The organism is Wolbachia endosymbiont of Drosophila tsacasi, from assembly GCF_028982115.1.
Classification (GTDB): Bacteria; Pseudomonadota; Alphaproteobacteria; order Rickettsiales; family Anaplasmataceae; genus Wolbachia; species Wolbachia pipientis_B.
Window position 1 is genome coordinate 1 of record NZ_JAPQLJ010000025.1, and the last position, 18716, is coordinate 18716.

The 18716-nt window shown below is 32.5% G+C and carries 16 protein-coding genes and 1 pseudogene; 13 read left to right on the forward strand and 4 right to left on the reverse strand.

Annotated features, from left to right (window positions below; translation table 11 throughout):
* A partial coding sequence (locus OZD70_RS01350; RefSeq protein WP_275020111.1) for an IS110 family RNA-guided transposase occupies positions 1-848 on the reverse strand: 848 nt, incomplete at its 3' end.
* A gap of 14 nt (positions 849-862) precedes the next feature.
* Positions 863-1093, reverse strand: a complete 231-nt coding sequence (locus OZD70_RS01355; protein ID WP_275020106.1) for a hypothetical protein — start codon at positions 1091-1093, stop codon at positions 863-865.
* Between the two features lie 137 nt (positions 1094-1230).
* Here OZD70_RS01355 and OZD70_RS01360 point away from each other — a divergent pair, with 137 nt between their 5' ends.
* The 9 genes from OZD70_RS01360 to OZD70_RS01400 all read left to right on the forward strand — a co-directional run bounded on the left by OZD70_RS01360 (position 1231) and on the right by OZD70_RS01400 (position 13123).
* Entirely contained in the window at positions 1231-1980 is a 750-nt protein-coding gene (locus OZD70_RS01360; protein ID WP_275020349.1) for an NTP transferase domain-containing protein, read from the forward strand.
* Positions 1981-2105: 125 nt separating this feature from the next.
* The gene (locus OZD70_RS01365) at positions 2106-3059 is read left to right on the forward strand and encodes an NAD-dependent epimerase/dehydratase family protein (protein WP_275020351.1); all 954 of its coding nucleotides are present in this window, start codon (positions 2106-2108) and stop codon (positions 3057-3059) included.
* Positions 3016-5343, forward strand: coding sequence for a glycosyltransferase (locus tag OZD70_RS01370; protein ID WP_275020353.1), 2328 nt, complete (start codon positions 3016-3018; stop codon positions 5341-5343). Before OZD70_RS01365 ends, OZD70_RS01370 begins: the two co-directional genes overlap by 44 nt.
* Positions 5304-6980: a WG repeat-containing protein gene (locus OZD70_RS01375; protein ID WP_275020355.1), complete on the forward strand. Its 1677-nt coding sequence runs from the start codon at positions 5304-5306 to the stop codon at positions 6978-6980. Before OZD70_RS01370 ends, OZD70_RS01375 begins: the two co-directional genes overlap by 40 nt.
* A 4-nt stretch (positions 6981-6984) precedes the next feature.
* Positions 6985-7974, forward strand: a complete 990-nt coding sequence (locus OZD70_RS01380) for a phytanoyl-CoA dioxygenase family protein (protein WP_275020357.1) — start codon at positions 6985-6987, stop codon at positions 7972-7974.
* The gene (locus OZD70_RS01385; RefSeq protein ID WP_275020359.1) at positions 7975-9750 is read left to right on the forward strand and encodes an ABC transporter ATP-binding protein; all 1776 of its coding nucleotides are present in this window, start codon (positions 7975-7977) and stop codon (positions 9748-9750) included.
* Position 9751: 1 nt separating this feature from the next.
* Positions 9752-10801 (forward strand): threonine aldolase family protein, encoded by a 1050-nt coding sequence (locus tag OZD70_RS01390; RefSeq protein ID WP_182184075.1) that lies wholly within the window; start codon positions 9752-9754, stop codon positions 10799-10801.
* On the forward strand, positions 10798-11850 hold the full coding sequence (locus OZD70_RS01395) for a threonine aldolase family protein (protein WP_182183387.1): 1053 nt from the start codon (positions 10798-10800) through the stop codon (positions 11848-11850). The genes OZD70_RS01390 and OZD70_RS01395 overlap by 4 nt, the downstream gene beginning before the upstream one ends.
* Before the next feature lie 127 nt (positions 11851-11977).
* The gene (locus tag OZD70_RS01400; RefSeq protein ID WP_338062927.1) at positions 11978-13123 is read left to right on the forward strand and encodes an MFS transporter; all 1146 of its coding nucleotides are present in this window, start codon (positions 11978-11980) and stop codon (positions 13121-13123) included.
* A 17-nt stretch (positions 13124-13140) separates the two neighbouring features.
* On the opposite strand, the gene OZD70_RS01405 is transcribed toward OZD70_RS01400, so the two are convergent.
* Complete coding sequence (locus OZD70_RS01405; protein WP_275020362.1) at positions 13141-14448, reverse strand: UDP-glucose dehydrogenase family protein; 1308 nt, start codon at positions 14446-14448, stop codon at positions 13141-13143.
* Between the two features lie 47 nt (positions 14449-14495).
* Positions 14496-15395, reverse strand: coding sequence for a DMT family transporter (locus OZD70_RS01410; protein ID WP_275020364.1), 900 nt, complete (start codon positions 15393-15395; stop codon positions 14496-14498).
* Between the two features lie 408 nt (positions 15396-15803).
* On the opposite strand from OZD70_RS01410, the gene OZD70_RS01415 reads away from it, so the two are divergent.
* The 4 genes and pseudogenes from OZD70_RS01415 (at position 15804) to OZD70_RS01435 (ending at position 18671) form a co-directional block, all read left to right on the forward strand.
* Positions 15804-16151 (forward strand): hypothetical protein, encoded by a 348-nt coding sequence (locus OZD70_RS01415; protein ID WP_275020366.1) that lies wholly within the window; start codon positions 15804-15806, stop codon positions 16149-16151.
* Between the two features lie 152 nt (positions 16152-16303).
* Positions 16304-17275, forward strand: a complete 972-nt coding sequence (locus tag OZD70_RS01420; RefSeq protein ID WP_275020368.1) for a hypothetical protein — start codon at positions 16304-16306, stop codon at positions 17273-17275.
* An 8-nt stretch (positions 17276-17283) separates the two neighbouring features.
* Positions 17284-17631 carry a hypothetical protein gene (locus OZD70_RS01425; RefSeq protein WP_259346648.1) on the forward strand — a complete coding sequence of 116 codons (348 nt, stop codon included), beginning with the start codon at positions 17284-17286 and terminating at the stop codon, positions 17629-17631.
* 78 nt (positions 17632-17709) lie between these two features.
* A pseudogene (locus OZD70_RS01435) lies at positions 17710-18671 on the forward strand (IS5 family transposase).
* Positions 18672-18716: the final 45 nt, after the last annotated feature.

The window sequence follows — 18716 nt, forward strand, 5'->3', positions numbered from 1 at the left end:
TGCAGTTCCTCGTGCAAAGCAAAGTCAGGCTTACTTTTTCTGTGCTTATTCTTTTCCTTACTCAACTGTTTACTTTCGTTAGATTTTGTTTCAAACGTTTTGTAATAGACCTCAATATTTCTATCACATTCTGCTATTTTTTCTTGATAAATATTATATAGTTCAAATTCTTGCTTTAGCGTGAATACATGTTCCTCTCTATAATCGCCAGCTAACGCTTTTGCTATAGTAGACTGATCATTTTTTATTCGTGCATCCCTGAATTGAGCCAATTTCCCAGAATCTCTTTCGCCTTTAATTATAGCCTTGATAATTTTCATACCAGTTACTTCTGTTATATCTCTTATAACTCTATGCAGTTGTATATTCATTTGAATTAATGCCTTCTGCATACGCAGAACATGTGTAGATGCACTTTCAGTGAGGTTCTTACGTTGTCGCACGTAACTACGCAATACACACATCTGGCTATCTGGCCTAAATGACCCTTGGAGTAATCCATAACTATGTAGTTGTTGTAACCACTGACAGTCCTGAACATCTGACTTTCTCCCAGGTACATTTTTTACATGTCGCGCATTTACCAACTTAACTTCAAAACCGTAAGATTCCAGTATTTGAAACAAAGGAATCCAATATACACCAGTTGATTCCATCGCTACGGTTGTAACTTTACACTTTTTTAACCACCTTGCTAAATTATGAAGGTCTTCAGTGAAGCAGCCAAATTTTTGAACACGTTGCTCATCTCTTCTCTCGGGTATACATACATAATGTACAGCCGAACCAACATCTATCCCTGCTGCATCAGGATTCATTACCTCTAATTTACTTTTTGTCATTGTAATTGACCTCCTATAACTTATAATGAAGAAGTATTTAAGCTTGGGACGGTTAGATTATACAATCTTCTAATCGAGGTAGTTGTAATAGACTCCATCAGTGGTTTAACCGTTCCTCCAAAACCATGCTCCCAAACGGGCACTCTAGCACCATTGAGCGTTCCGGTTATAACTGCAAAAATACTTCTTAATAAATTATATTTAAAAATTGTTATAGCACTGGATAAAATAGTTTCTTTCAGGTTTAACAAGATTTTTCCTTGTTCGATGCTCTTAAATGAAACTCTAATGAGGGTGCCAAGATCTAGATCATTTAGAAAATTATAGTGGGCTTTACATCTTATTAATTATAAATTAACTTACTATCTAATCAATCCCTAAGTCATGTATGAGTAACATTTTGATAATATTAGCAGCAGGAAAGAGCAGTAGAATGAATTCTAAATATTCAAAAGCGTTGCACCAAGTGGGAAATCTTACTCTTTTAGAACATATAATTTCTAATGCAAAATTGCTGAGTCTAAAAAGCTTATCAATTGTTGTTAACAACTCCCTTCTAAAAGATTTAGAAAAGTTTGATACCCTAAAAAGTATAATCGATCAATACAATATAAAACTAATAATTCAAGAAGATATTACAGGTACTGGCACTGCAGTTAAAATTGCTCTAGAAAATCTGGAGGAGTTATCTGATCAAGACATAGTTTTAATACAGTATGGAGACACTCCCTTTATATCTAGTGATACAGTTATGAAAATGACTGATTGTTTAAAGTATAATAATTTAGTTCTTCTTGGATTCAATAGTCAAGATGAACAATATGGAAGATTAGTAATTGATAATTACGGAAATGTTCAAAAAATCCTAAAAAATGGAGATAAAATGCTTCTTGCAAACTCTGGAATAATAGTTTCATATGCTAAAGATCTTTTTACCTTAGTAAAAGAAATAAAATTTAATAATTCGACCAATGAATATTGTCTTAATGATATAGTACCCATTGCAGCAAACAATAACTTGAGTGTAGGTTATGTAGTTTCTGATGAAAGAGAAGCAATGGGAGTAAATAATAAAGAGGATTTGATTAAAGCCGAACACTATTTTCAAAAAAAAAGGCGGCCAACTTTTCTTTCATAACTACATTTTCTTATTCATTAATTTAAGTTGACATTTGTTTTATACTGGTTTTATAATACCTTTTGATTCTTACTTGTAAGATAATTGGTACGACAAATTTTCCTAGTTGTAGTGAGAGGGTATACATGGGGATATTAATAACAGGTGCTGCAGGTTTGATAGGGTCAACTTTGGTGAAAAAGTTAGAAAACCAGGGCCATGAAGTAATAAGCTGTGATATTAGGTTTCACAACAATCCACTCAGTTTTTTTTCAGAAGATATAGTACCACTACTTGCTAAGTGTACAGGAATTATTCATCTGGCTGCAATTTCTCGAGTTATACATGGTGAACTTTATCCTGAACTGTGTAGAAAAATTAATGTTGATGGTACAATGCAGTTTTTAGGGTTATGTAAGTCACTTTCAAATAAACCATGGTTTATATATGCAAGTAGTAGGGAAGTCTATGGAGAGCAGAAGGAACTGCCAGTTACAGAATCTGCTAGTATCGATCCAATAAATAATTATGCCAAAGGTAAAGCATTTATTGAGGAACAAATAACCAGTTCAAAAGATTTTAATGTAGCAATATTACGCTTTTCAAATGTATACGGTGGTTTACTAGATCATAACAGTAGAGTAATTCCTGCACTCTGTATTAATGCATTAAGAGGTGCTCCAATTAAAATAGAAGGTAAAGAATGTGTTTTTGATTTTACCTATTTGGATGATGTTATAGAGGGTATATGCTTAACTGTTAAATATTTACAAAGCGAAAAATCTTCTCTTCCTGCTATTCATCTTACTACTAATAGCCCATGTACTTTAGAAAACTTAGCAAAAACAATATTAAAAGTCACGAAAAGTGATTCTAGAATTGATTTTTATCCTCCAAGAAATTTTGACGTAACTAAGTTCTATGGTGATTTTACTAGAGCTAAAGAGCTACTTGGTTGGTCTCCAAAACATTCATTAGAAGTAGGATTAAGTAAATTTATAAAAAGTCTACAAAACAATACACAAGAATATCCTAACAATATAGATATGGTAATATATGAAAATATTAAAAGTTATTCATGGTTACCCTCCTTATTATAGTGCTGGTTCAGAGGTTTATAGCCAAACTCTTGCTCATGAACTAGCAAATAACAATGAGGTACAAGTATTTACTAGGTATGAAAATATCTTTTTACCTGATTTTTATTACACTACAGTCCTAGATCGTAGTGATTCTCGAATCTTACTGCATTTAATTAATATACCCATAGCTAAATATCGTTACAAATTTATCAATGAAGAAGTAGATATACAATTTAAAAGAGTAATAGATAACTTTCAGCCAGATCTTATACATTTTGGTCATCTTAATCATCTATCAATTACTTTACCAGAAATTGCTTTTAAAGAAAATATACCTATAATTTTTACGCTACATGACTTTTGGTTAATGTGTCCAAGAGGAAGGTTTATTCAACGCAATTCTGAAGATTTGTTACGGCTTTGTGATGGACAAAAGGATCAAAAATGTGCAACCCAATGTTACAAAGGATATTTTACAGGAGATAAAGAATTCCTGAATTTAGACATAAATTATTGGGAACAATGGGTTGCAACTAGAATGAAGCACACAAGGAAAATAATAGACTATATAGATTACTTTATTTCCCCATCGAAATTCTTGATGGACAAATTTACTCAGGATTTTAATGTTCCGATAAACAAAATTTCTTATCTTGATTATGGTTTTGATCTCAATCGTCTTAAGAATAGAAATAGAGCACAAGAAAAAGAGTTTATTTTCGGTTATATTGGTACTCATACTCCCGAAAAAGGTATTGATCTATTATTGAAAGCTTTTTCTCACTTATCATCTAAAGTAAAACTTAGAATTTGGGGAGCAGCAAGAGAAGAAACTAAAGCCTTAAAAGCGATTGCCAATCAGTTTTCACCTGTTGTTAAAGAAAGAATAGAGTGGATGGGAAGTTATGATAATAAGAATATAGTTACTGACGTATTTAATAAAGTTGATGGAATAGTCGTTCCTTCAATTTGGGGTGAAAATTCACCGTTAGTAATACATGAAGCACAGCAACTTAGAATACCAGTTATAACAGCCGATTATGGTGGCATGGCAGAATATGTAAGAGATGGACTATTGTTTAAGCACAGAGATGCAAGTAGTTTATCAGAAAAAATGCAAGTCCTATCTACAAATCAGGAGTTATACAATAAACTTACCCAAAAAGGCTATCCTTATACTGAAAATGGAAATATACCTTCTATAAGTGAGCATACTGAAAAACTTAACAAGATTTACCGTAATGCTATTGAAAAGAAAGGCAAATCAGTAGCTGTTAAACCCGGTCCTTGGAGAATTACTTTTGATACTAATCCAGATTACTGCAATTTTTCTTGTATAATGTGCGAATGTTTTTCACCATACAGTAAAGTTAAAGAAGAGAAGAAAGCTAAAGGAATAAAACCTAAGATACTATCAATAGAAACTATCAGAAAAGTAATTAAAGAAGCAGCTGGTACACCTTTAAGGGAAATCATTCCTTCTACTATGGGTGAGCCTTTAATGTACAAAAGCTTTGATGAAATAACCAATTTGTGCCATGAGTTCGGCCTGAAGCTTAACCTCACGACCAATGGTTCTTTTCCCATTAAAGGAGCTAGAAAATGGGCTGAACTATTGGTACCAATTTTATCTGATGTTAAGATTTCCTGGAATGGGGCAACTAAAGAAACTCATGAAAGAATCATGAAAGGTTCAAAATGGGAAGTAGTGACAGAAAACTTAAAAACTTTCCTTGAAGTTAGAGATAAATACTTTAGCGATACAGGTGAAAGGTGTACCGTTACTTTACAATTAACATTTTTGGAAAGTAATTTACATGAACTCTATGACATAGTTAAGATGGCCATAAAAAACGGCATAGATAGAGTTAAAGGACATCATCTTTGGGCACATTTTGAGGAAATTAAGGATCTATCTATGAGAAGAGATGAGTTAGCAATTAGTAGATGGAACACGGAGGTGAGAAGGTTATACGAACTTAGAGATAATATGCTATTGCCAAATGGTAAAAAGATAAAATTAGAAAATTTCACAATCCTTTCTCAAGAAGGTATTAAGGATTTGGCTCCAGGTGGTCAATGCCCATTTTTAGGTAAAGAAGCATGGATAAACAATGAAGGAAAGTTTAGTCCTTGCTGTGCTCCAGATGAACTCCGTAAGACATTAGGAAATTTTGGTAATGTTAATGAGGTTAAACTCGAGGAAATATGGCAGAGTAGTGAGTACCTAAGCTTACAAAAGAATTATTTAAATTATAAATTATGCAAAACATGCAACATGAGAAAACCTTTGATCAATTAATCAAAGATAATCTTAAATCTATTAAAATTTCACCGTGTGAGAGTTTTCACGAATTACTAGGAAATCCTTTGTATGAAAATAGGTTTATAAAGGCTGGTAAATTTCATGAGCCCGGTCTTGCACCGGTTTATGATCAGACAGGTGCTTATCATATCAATGTAAGAGGAGAAGCAGTTTATCATCATAGATTTCTAAAAACTTTTGGATTCTACTTCAATAGAGCAGCCGTAGAAGATGATACAGGGTGTTACCATATTGATTCATCTGGATGTAGAGTATATAAACAGTCGTATCAATGGGTTGGAAATTATCAGGAAGATGCTTGTATAGTTAGAAGACATGATAAATGTTTTCATATTAATTTAAATGGCAACAGGATTTATCAGGAGAAATATGATTATGTTGGAGATTTTAAGGATGGTATCGCTGTAGTCTATAAGGATGGTAAAGCTACACATATTAATCATCATGGAAAGTTAGTACATAATAAATGGTATAAAAAACTTAATGTTTTTCATAAAGGATATTCTATTGCAGAAGATCAACATGGTTGGTTTCATATAGATATTAATGGTAATCCTGTTTACCAGCAGAGATTTAAAATGGTAGAAGCATTCTATAATGGCATGGCAAAAGTTGAAACTTTTGAAGGTGTGTTAGGACAAATCGATATTACCGGAAATGTAAAGTTTAGTATTTTTGATTTAGGTAAAGAATCTCAAGTGCATAGGATTTCTGCAGAACTTTCAGCCTTTTGGAAAACGTACCTAACAAGCGTTGCTATTGAACTTGATTTGTTAAATATTTTACCTGCAACTATGCCGGTTTTATCTAAAAAGTTAAACATTATCGTACCAAATCTAGAAAGGCTGTTAAGGGCGTTGTGGGAAGTAGGGTTTATTGATTATGATAAGAACAACGACTTGTGGCAACTATCATTAAAAGGTAAGTGTTTTAAGGAAATACCATTTTTGCCAAAAGCATCAATAATGTGGGCGAGAGTTGCCGCTGAAAAGAATTGGTTAAAGATTGCCGATATACTAAAACAGAAGTCAATCTCTTCATTTGAATCTTTTAAGGAAAGAGAAGCATCAGAAGATAAGAAAATAGCGTTTTACCAAGCATTGCTAGGATATTCTAGGTTTGATACTAAAGAGTTTAATTCTAGGATTAATATAGATGGTGCTAAGAATATATTGCTATTTGGTGTACACTCTTTATTTCTTGCTTATTCTGATATACACAATAAAGGTTCCATAGGCCTATATAACCAACATAAAGTGCCAAGACAGTTAGTAGAAAATTTAAAAGTCAAACTTATAACTCAGGAAGAACTATCAGCTACAAATTATGAATTAGGTGTCTTTTGCCGCTTTCTACAGCATTATGATGATGATAAAGTATTATCTTATTTAAAATTGGTCAAAGGAATATCTCGTATTTTATTGATAGAAACTATTTTAGATTACCGCTCTCCAGCTGGAGGCTCTGTAGATATTAATGTAATGGTTGAAACAGGAGGTAAACTAAGAACATTAAGCGATTGGGAAAAAATACTCAAACAAGTAAAAGGATTCAAAATTTTTGCTGTTATACCTTTAACAGATTACTTATCAGTTATTGATGTCAGGTGTTAATCATATGGAAACATTACAAAAAAATGGTTTTTTTATTATCAAAAATCTGGTTCCTTTAGAGCTAATAACTCAGTCTTTAAGTGATATAACAAATAAGATATCAAAGCTATCCCAAGAACTAAGTGTTTCAACTTCTGACTACTTAAACTGTACCGGCAGATGGGGCACGTCATCTCAAGTAACTAGAATTATCTCTCAAGCATTAGATAAAATTATTAAAAATTACCTTGAAAAGTCACTTCAGTGTCAGATACTGCAGAAAAAATCAAATGTTATATGTAAAACTGCTGATTTAATAGATGCAGTTCCCTTCCACCAAGACATCTCCTATAGTTTCAATGATCCTTACCACTTTTCTGTTTGGTTAGCTTTGAATAATGTAAGTGAAACTTCAGGTGCACTGCAAATTATAGAAAACAGTCATAAATGGGAAATACAGCCTTTAGTTGATTTTTGGTACCCATATTTTTTTGATCAGTACTCAAATAATCGGGAAAATTACAAAATTAAGTCATTACCTATTTCAGCAGGAGATGCAATAGTTTTTGATTCACGGTTATGGCATGGTAGTGATAAGAATACAGATGCTAAAGATAGATTTGCTTATGTAACAAGGTGGATTATAAAAGATCAAGATCTTCCCTATGTGCCAAAACCTCAGCCTTCAGTTTTTGGTATACTCAATTGTGGTGAGTTAACAGAATCTGTACTGAGAGAATGCCTGTCATTGTTTGGCTACCAGGAAAGTGTAAAAGCAAAAAACATGGAAGAACTTATCAAGAGCTGGTTAGCCTTTATTACAGATACAACTACAAATATTTCTGAGATCGACACTACTGAGGCTAAGCGAGATTTATATAAGCTACTTATTCTGAATCGAGCATCAGCACTACATGATGCTGGAGACATCTCAGGAAAAATATACAAAAATTTATGGTTTTCACTACTTGTATTTCTCAATAAAAAAGTCAACTTAGTGGAGCTAGCATTATAAATGAATAGAAGTAGAGTTGATAGCTTCAAATGTGTATTGATGTTCATCTTGAATATAGTATCTAAATTCAAACTTAATGTACTTATAATGTCTTTAGTTGCCCTGGTGGTAGCTGTTGATTTGTCTTTTAGAAAGTATTTAGTAAAAAATATTCTAGATACAGCTGTAAAATATCAGGAAGGTAATGTAATTGAGAATCTTTTATTACCTGTAAGCGCTTATCTTGGTATGGCATTACTTATCACTACTGCTTTTAGATTCTATGGCTATTTTGTTGACATTCGAATGTTTACCTTAATGCGTCAAAAGATAGCTGATATATCTTTTTGTAGACTACTCCAACAAGACCATTCCTATTATCAGAACAATTTATCCGGAAGCTTAGTACATAAGGTCAGTAGCTTAATGGATAGTGTGATAGAGTTAATAAGATTGCTTATAGATTGTTTTTTCGGTTACAGCATAGCATTAGTCTTAGCTATTTATACCTTATCATTAGTAAACATAAAATTTGCAATCGCTACATTCACTTGGGTAAGCATTTTTATTTTAGTATCGATTTTCAGCTTTCGTGTACTTACTGAACTAGCTGATAATTACTCTAAACAAAATTCACAAGTAATAGCTAGTATAGCAGATAGTATTTTAAATGTTATATCAGTAAGGCTATTTTCTCAGCAAGCACATGAGAGACACAAATTTTTTCAAATATGCAAGAAAAGAACTATTGCAGAGAGAAAATTACAATGGGCATACTTTTGTCTTTGGTTTATATATGGCTATTCATTTGATATACTCCAAGCAGTAAACTTGTACTTTTTAATTTATGATTATCAATTGAACAAAATCGCAATAGGAGATATTGCTCTTGTACTTGGAATTAATATATCGATCATAGAGTTTCTTAACCATCTAACTAGGAATCTTACGCAATTTTCTACTCATTTCGGCAAAGTTTCAGATGCATTGCCAATCTTGATTACTGTACCAGAAATTCAAGATAAGGAAAATGCTAAAGAATTAAATTTATTAAGTGGAAGAATAACGTTTAATAATGTTTCTTTTTCTTATGAAGGTCAGGAGCCATTATTTCAAGATTTCTCAGTTACCATTAATCCTTGCGAAAAAGTAGGTCTAGTTGGTTATTCTGGAGGTGGTAAATCTACTTTTATAAACTTAATCCTAAGGCTATTTGATGTTAAAAAAGGTAATATACAGATTGATAATCAAATAGTATCAGAAGTTACACAGAGTTCTTTGAGGCAACAAATATCTGTAATACCTCAAGACGCATTGTTATTTCATGATACTATTTTAGCAAATATCATATATGGTAGACTTCAATCTACTATCGAAGAAATAATGAGAGCTGCAAAGCTGGCTGGTATTCACGATTTCATTATGACTCTACCAGATCAATATGGAACTACAGTCGGAGAAAAAGGCATCAAGCTATCTGGAGGAGAAAGACAAAGAATAATAATAGCAAGGGCATTTTTAAAAAACGCTCCAATATTATTTCTTGATGAACCAACTAGTCAGTTAGATTCTATAACAGAAAAAACAATTCAAATGAGTTTATTCAAATTGATGAAAAATAAAACTACGATTACTATAGCACACCGTATTTCTACACTTTTACACATGGACCGAATTCTAGTATTTAACAAAGGAAAAATTGTCCAAGATGGTAAACACGCTGAACTAGTTTCTAAGCACGGTCTTTATAAAGAACTTTGGAATGCTCAAATTGGTTGTTTGAATGGCAAGAAATAAGATGGAAAAAATTATTGATCTGAGAAGTGACACTACAACTCTGCAGAGCTCCAACGTTATACATGCAATAAGTAATGCAACTGTTGGAGATTTTGCTTATGGTGAAGACAAAAGCTGTAATGACTTATCAGAATATTGCAAACAATTATTCAAAGTAGAAGAAGCATTATTTGTAACCAGCGGTATGCTTGCAAATAGATTAGCCATTGCCAGTCAAACAAGTCCTGGTGATGAACTAATAACTAATTATAATTATCACATTAATTTTTTCGATAGTGCAGGCAATGCAAAAGTAAATAATATCGTATTTAATTGTATTAGAAATAACAGCGGAATCTTAGATGTTGCTGAAGTAGAATATGCTATTAATTCTAAGCCGAGGTATAAAATTTTTGCTCAGGTGAGTCTTGTTTCTATAGAAAATAGTATAAATGGGTTTAATGGTAAAATTTATCCTTTTGAAAAACAAGTCGAGTTATATCACTTTTTAAAAGCTCACAATGTAAATCTTCATTTAGACGGTGCAAGAATATTTAATGCTCATATCGAAACAAATATTGCTTTAGCAGATTATGCTAAATATGTGGATACAATGAGCTTTTCTTTTACTAAAGGACTTGGCGCTCCTTTTGGTTCAATGCTTATGGGTAAAAGAGAGATAATTGAAAGGGCTAAAAAGCTACAGGTTTGGCTAGGTAGTGGTTATCATCAGATAGGGTATTGTGCTAATGCAGCAAAATACGTACTACAGAATAATATCTCTAGGCTTAAAGAAGATAATAAGCTCGCTAAATTACTTGCAGATAAGATTAAAGAAATTCCACACATAAAACTGGTACTACCTTATCCAGAAACTAATATAGTAAGCTTTAGTATAAAAGCACTAAATGTAACTAATGAGGTTTTCTTGAGTAAGTGCCAAGCTTATGGTTTATTGCTTTTTCCTTGGCTCGAGTCTCATATAAGAGCAGTTACCCATCTTGGCACAAAGGAAACAGACATCATGAAAGCTGCTGAAATTATAAAGGAGGTTGTGTTAAATTTAATATGAGAATAAAAATAGATTTCTTTAGCGATTCAAACACTGACCCTTCAGCTAAAATGAGGGAAGCGATGGCTAAAGCAAAAGTTGGAAACGAAGCTGCATGTGAAGATCCAACTGTAAACGAATTAGTGGCAGCCGCATGTAAAATATTAGGTAAACCTGCAGGAATCTTTTTGATTTCAGGAACAATGTCCAATGTAATTGCTTATAAAGTACACATTCAAAGACCTGGTGATTACTTGCTGCTTGATGAAACTTCACATCCGCTCATAGTACAATCTGGCTTGATCGCAGCCCAGGCACATGCCACTCCTTTGCCCATCAAAGGTACGAGAGGAATATTTACTGGAGAACAAATTGTTGAGTTTATTACTCGTCCTAGTTTAAGAAATATTCCGAGAGTTGGGCTTGTTTCTATCGAACAAACGACAAATTTTGGTGGTGGAGCTGTGTGGCCTTTAGAATATATTCAAGAGATCTCAAGTCTCTGCAAAGAGAATGACGTATTCACTCATTTAGATGGAGCAAGACTGTTCAACGCTTGTGCTCATACTAAAATATCTCCAAAGGAGTATGCAAGTTATTTTGATTCGGTATTCATTGATTTTAGTAAAGGATTAGGTGCTCCAATGGGCGCAATATTGCTTGGAAGTGAAGATTTTATTGAAAAAGCTTGGTACTATAAGTTTCAAATTGGCGGAGGTATGCACCAAGCTGGCATTATTTCAGCTGCATGTTTATATGCTCTACGTAATAATGTAAATTCTTTAGAAGAAGATCATAAAAAAATGCAGCACCTTATAGAAGGCCTAGACTCCATAGATCAAGTTATAATTGATATCGACCTGTATAAAACTAATATAGCGTATTTTTCATTACGTACTAATTGTATATCTACTCAAGAATTAATAAACGTACTAATGAAAAATTATGGAATTAGAATGGCTAACATCAAAGGTAAAATCAGAGCTATAACACATAGAGATATAAGCTATGAAGATATTAATACTACTGTATCTGCTATAAGAAAGATACTAAGTAATTTTCTGCACTAATTGTTTACAAACTTCTTGTCAAACAATATTATACCAATATAGTATTATGCTAGCATCTGCATAGAGCTATTTGGGAATAGGTGTGAACTTTGTCTTCTTTCAATATTTACTATTCTTCTGTGGATATATGCTGCTTTATTTATCAAGACAAAGTATACCAATTGCTCTACCACTGTTAATAGATACTGACCATGTAAAATTAAGCTATTTTTTTGCCTGCTTTTCTTTTTTTTATGGAGTATCAAAATTTGTTAATGGAATAATCATGGACTCCAAAAACAATCCATTATTTATGTTTGGGCTATGCAATATTGCAACTGGATTATTAACCATTGGTATAACTTTATCATATAACAATCTAACTTTATTACTGTTAACATTAATATTATTAGCTTGGACACAAGGGTTAGGTTGGCCAGCTATTACCAAGTTTATGGTTACAAACTCTAGCATCTCTTCAATTGCATCATCATGGGGAGTTATGAGCGCATCTCAGCAACTTGGTTCTTGTATTACTTTAATTATATTACCAAGTATAATAAAAATATATGATGCAAAGAGTGCATTTTTGTACTCTGGTCTCTTATGCTTACTTTTTGGAATTTATATAATATTAAAAGCATATTACAAAGAAAGTGCCAACTTTACTACCTATTATAAGGTGCATAAATCTCAAATAGGTATCAAGGTAACAAGTTCCATATGGTTTCTATGTTGTGCTACTTTTTGTGCTTATATTATAAAAATGGGAATCTTCTTTTGGTTTCCTATAATTTTAAAGAATAAATTACAAATTTCTCTTGTACAATCCTCACTAATAACAGGCGTATATGATTTAGGTGGAATCCTTGGAACTTTAATCACAGGAAGAATTAGTGATATGTACTTCTTTCAAAATAGAAGCTTGCTGGCATCACTTTATATGTTGGGTATAGCACTCACTTTTATTGCAATGAACTTTGGTCAAAACATAATTCTTATGAACCTTGGTGCAATCTTATCAGGATTCTTTATATTTGGAGTGCAAGTACTGACAGGTGTTATAGCTGTAGAAATTGCTCCACAAAACAATGTATGTGCAATTGTAAGCTTAACAGGATTATTTGGGTATATTGCAAGTTCAATATTTTCATGCGTGCTCTTAGGAGTACTTGTTAAGCACTGTGGTAACAGTATTATGTTTTCATTTTTTTCCATTTGCTCTGTTGTTGCACTCGTTTGCTTTTCCATACTATCAAGCAAAGATCTAAAAAAACTAAGTAAAGCGGTGTAAAAAAAATTTCTCAACAGTTAAACTTTGTAGATAGATTTTTTACCCAAGGAATAAACATGGTAACCATATCTTAGTAATAGCTCGCTATCTAATAGATTACGGAAATCAAAAACATTAGGTGCAGCCATAATACTCTTTAAACTTGCAAAATCTTGATTTTTAAATTCTTTCCACTCCGTTAACAATAACAAGGCTTCCGCGTCCCTTGCAGCCCCTATAGCATTGTCCGCGTATTCTATATCCTTTAGAACTTGCCTAGCATTATCCATCCCCATTGGGTCATATGCAGTAATTTTAGCCTTGTTATTCACTAACAATTGTGCAATATCTATAGCTGGGCTATTTCTTACATCATCAGTACCAGACTTAAAAGTTAGCCCCCATATTGCTATTTTTTTATTTTGGACTCCATTTAATACATATTCTACCTTTTTAGCAATGTTTGTTATATGATTATAGTTAGATTCCTTAACTGAATTTAAAATTTGTAGCTTGACATTGTGATCTTCAGCAAGCCTTATTAAAGCTGACAAATCTTTAGGAAAACATGATCCTCCAAATCCTGGACCAGCTTTGAGAAATTCCTTACCTATTCTATGGTCCATTCCCATACTGTTAGCTAAAAGGTCAATGTCTGCTCCTAATAGCTCACATAAACCTGCCATCTCATTGATAAAAGCAACCTTTGTTGCTAGAAAAGCATTAGAAGCATATTTAATCATTTCAGCAATAACTGTATCAGTGACTATTAACGGAATATTCTTATCTATAAATGATCTATATATAACTTCTAGTTTTGCTCTAGCTAGCTTAGTTTTTACTCCTATTATTATCCTATCTGGGTATAAAAAATCTGATACTGCAGAGCCTTGCTTGAGAAACTCTGGATTAACCCCCAAATCAAAGTTATAGCCCTTATTAGATAAATAATTATATATATTTTCTGCGGTGCCAGGAGGAACAGTTGACTTTATCACTATTAAGCAATCTTGATTAACTCTCTCAGAAACTTCACTTACTGCATTATATACATTCTGTAAATTTGCATTTCCTAGGGAGTCTGATGGAGTATCTACAGTTATAAATACTACTTCTGTATTGGGATTTATTTGAAAATACGAATCGAAAAATCTTATCCTTTGTGACTTTATATTATTCTCTAAATAATCTGCTAATCCAGGTTCATATAGAGGAATTTTCCCTGATTTCAAAAGTTCAATCTTCTCAGTATTTATGTCAATGCAATCAACTTTATGGCCCTGCTCAGATAACATTGTACCAGATACTAATCCTACATACCCTACTCCTATAATAGTTATGTGCATTTTATTATCACCTTAAAAATATAGCTTAGCATCTAAAATAAATACCATTAACAATTATAAACTTTTGTTGTTACATTATTTTTCTTAATTGCCTTACCTTCCGAACAAGCTATAAATAAGGTTGATGGTATTAATATCAAAGTACCATATAAAGCACTTTTATCAGGTAATTCATTAAATATAACGTATGTTACTATTGCAGAAATTATTAGCTCTATGTACCTATAAGGTGCAAGTGCAGTAGCATCAGTAAGAGTAAAAGCTTTTAACATAAAGAGCAAAATTAGATTTGAATTAATTCCCAAAATCAGCAGTAATACTAATTCCAACAAGGAAGGCATATGCCAATAAAATAACAAAGGTGGAGTAGAAAAAACAGTTGTCATTAGAGCTGAATAAAATAACATACTTATTACTGACTCTTTTATTACAAGTTTCTTATTAAGTATATCCAATATAGCAAAGATCAATGCAGATACAATAAAAATAAGAATTTTAGGATTAAAATCTTCACTATGAGCTTTGGTAGTAATAGCAATACCAACAAAGCCAATAACAGTTACTATCCATCTTTGCCAAATTATATTTTCGTTTAGCAAAGGGATTGCAAGAAGTATAACAAATAATGGTATAGAAAAACTTATAATCGTTGCAGTTACTATGGGGAAAACAGTCAACCCGTAAGTCCATAAGGTCATTCCACAAAACAACAACCCACCCCTGGTTATTTGAGTAGATATTTGACTTGTTTTAAAAGTTTCTATTCCATAGTAAAACATAAAAGGTACAAGGGTAATAGTGGTAAACAGAAAGCGGAAAAAAATTATTTCAAAACTCTGAAGATGTAAACTTAGATATTTTGATATAGTATCATTAGCTACACTACTAAGTAAGCTAAGTATAAACCAGATAACCCCAAACAAATAAGCTCTCAATCTGTAATCCATAAAGCTTCTGATTTAATAGATACGATGTACTCATATAATTTTACTACAAAACTAATAATATAAAAGTTTTTTGATGTACGTCCCCAGAATGTGATCGTAAGGGTTCATTATAAATAATTCGGGAAATTTCGTCTCTTTAGACATATTAAGAGCTATGTAACGAACGTTTATATTTGTGAGTAATAGTAAGGCTCAAGGTAAGGAAAATGCTAGTGAGGTAAAGTAGAATAACGTTAATTTGATAATTTAAGCTCATTCCCTCTTGCTACATCTTTCTTTAATATCTCCTCTTTTGCAGCAGGTTTATAATTACTGCTTAAATTTAGGTGCACACTAATTTTTCGATTTATATATTATTCTAATGCTTGTATAATACCTTCATTGAATATTTGATTTTGAGGTAATTAGATGCCAAAAAGTAAAACTAAACGTGGAACGGAAGATTTGAAGGGTAATGCAGGCCCAAGCAAAAGATCTCGTCTCAGTTCTGATCCTAAAAAAAATAAAGAGATTATTTCTAGCAAAGTAATAAGTAAGCTGAAGGATGTTGTTAAAGGTGATAGAACTTCAGCTATTGAGGAATGGGTCAAGGCTCACCCTGTAACAGTAGAGGGTCTAACCGTTGAGCAATCGGACCTCTTATGTAATGCGTTTCGTGATGAATCTTGTTGGTCAGGTGCGACACTAGATGTTGCTAAATTGGTAGGAGAATTAGCTAAATCAGGTGTGTTGAATCCATTTCTATATATAAAATAGCATGTATTGGGTATGTAGAGAGTGAAATTAAGCAATTATTTGACAAGGCGTTAGAGTCTTTTAGATCTGACTTATCTCATAAAGGTGCATGTGAGGAAGATAGAAATTTAGCTTGCAGTGATAAGCTTGCAAGAGTTGAATTGTTAAGTTCCATGGGAAGACGTGATCCTGTTTTCAATTTCTGGATTGATCAAGAATCAGGTAACCTTAGAGAAAATATAGAAGCAGAAGATGGATTTAATAAGGCTGTAGATTTCAAGTGGAGTAAGGGAGTGGAACACTTCTATAATCGTCTGTGTTCTGAAGAAAAATTAGTGAAAGAAGAGAGAGAAAAATTGCTAGTTTCTGCTATTGCAAAATTATCTCCATTGCAATCTAGCTATAAACTTGCTTCTACCTTAAATTCCCTTCTAGGTAAAGTCATAAGCGCAAAAGTAGATCATAAGTCACTACTTGGGCTACCGAATAAGAAAGATAGGGGTGTGATCTATCGTCCTCTGAGTTACTTAGTAGAGCACGGTTTTCTTTGCACAACTAAGTATGTTATCCAGTACTTGAGCGAGAGATGTTCAAGATCTGAAGTAGAGAAAATGCTTTCACCTAGAGGATATGCACATCTTCTCTCATCGCTTTCATTTGTTGTAGTTTCTAAAGATTATGACTTGGATAACAGGAATGAAGCAAGGTCAGCTATTAGCAGTCTTTGGGAATCTAGTGTATTTAACCAAAATAAAATAAATGTTGTCGATCCTTTTAAAGATAGGATTGCTTTTGTTGCAATGGAAAATGCAATTTCAAATTTGATTGTAGATCAGGAGAACAGCAAGGATACTCAAAGTGCTGGTGATGGTGAAAAAGTTGATTTGGTCTTGAGTATTTTAAAGTTTGCTAAAGATTGTTGTTCAGACAAAAGCTTTAAATCATTAAAAAAGAGGATAGCAAATAGTTTAGATAAAACAAGAAATTCTAAGATGATAGATGCAACTAGCTCCTGCAATTTAATAGAAGAGTTGTGTAAGTCAGCGAGAAATTTGAATTTATTCTCTGCTAGCACTGAAGGTCCTCAATCTACGTTAGTGGGTACTAATGTTAGTATTTCGCCTGCTGCAGTTGTTAACAAATAGGAGTATTTATGCATGGTAATAATGAAGATCGTGAATTAGTTAGGGCTTTATTAAGTGGAGGTTGTGATGAGTTTAGTAGACAATTTGTAGGTTTTTTAAACAACTGTCCATCTTTTTTGCATTCGGCTAATAAGCCTGGCTTTTTTCCTACATTCTTTTTTGGTATGTTTTCTACTGCACATGATGCAGGTATATTAGTTGAAGATGAAAGAGTCTATTTTCGTTTTGACAATTATGGAAATCTAAAAGTTGCTGTTCTCACTAATAAAGAAAATAGAAGAATAGTCAGGTGTTATACTGTTGCTGATAATGAGAACAGCCCAGGGTGGCTTTGTTGCATAGCAAGAATATTTTAGAAAGGGAAAAAGCCTTTTAAAATATGAGTTACTAACAGATTTTGTTGTAAAGTAAGCATTTTGAAAGAAATATAGTTTATGCCACAAAAAATGAGAGTAAGTAACCAAGGAGAATATAACGAATTTCTTGAAAAAAGAGGAAATGTTTTTCACTTTATTGATGAAGCAATAGACAATTGGTATGAAAACAGTCCAAAAGTGTCTGGCGGCAACAATGTTTATAGTGATAAGGCCGTGATTTTAATACATATAATAGTTCACTGTTTAGGATAGGTTTAAGGCAGGCAGTAGGTTTTGTAAAAGGATATCTAAAAAAGATAGAAAAGGATTTGGAAGTCATTAGCTATTCCCAGTCTTCTAGAAGACTAAGTAAGCTCAATATGAAGATCAATGATTATAGAGTGAATAGAGATGATGTAGAAAATATTGAAATTGCTATGGATAGCACAGTAATCAGTATCTATAGTAATAGTGATCAGCATAACAAAGATAATGTCAAAACAAGAAAGTATAATAGAGCAGATCAAGTAAGAAAATTACATGCTGCTTTAAATATAGAAAGCAAAAAAGTAATAGCCATTAAGTATACCAATTCAACTTTACGTGACAGTATATTAGCATGTAGTATGCTTGAAGAAATGGACGGCAAGTATGGCATTTCATCTATTCGTGCAGATGCATCTTATGACGGAAGAAATGTATATAAGATTTGTAAAGAACTTAATATTAAACCTATAATCCGACCCATAAAGAATGCAACAGTCCGTGAAAAGGTGGATTATTTATCAGAAAGAAACAACAATGTTAAGGTTATACAATCTTACAAAAACTATGAAGATGGTGTAAAAGAATGGAAAATGGTGATGAAATATGGCTTAAGATCACATATTGAGGGCTTTTTCTTTAGGCTCAAAAAAACATTTGGATTTAGTTTAAAAAATAAGTCTGAAATGAATCGTGAAAAAGAGCTATTAATTAAGTGCTATTTAATTAATAGATTTACTGAAATTGGTATGCCAAAGTTTGAAACAGCTGCTTAAATTTTTTATATAAAATATTAATGCAAGTAGCTATGCAACAAAGCC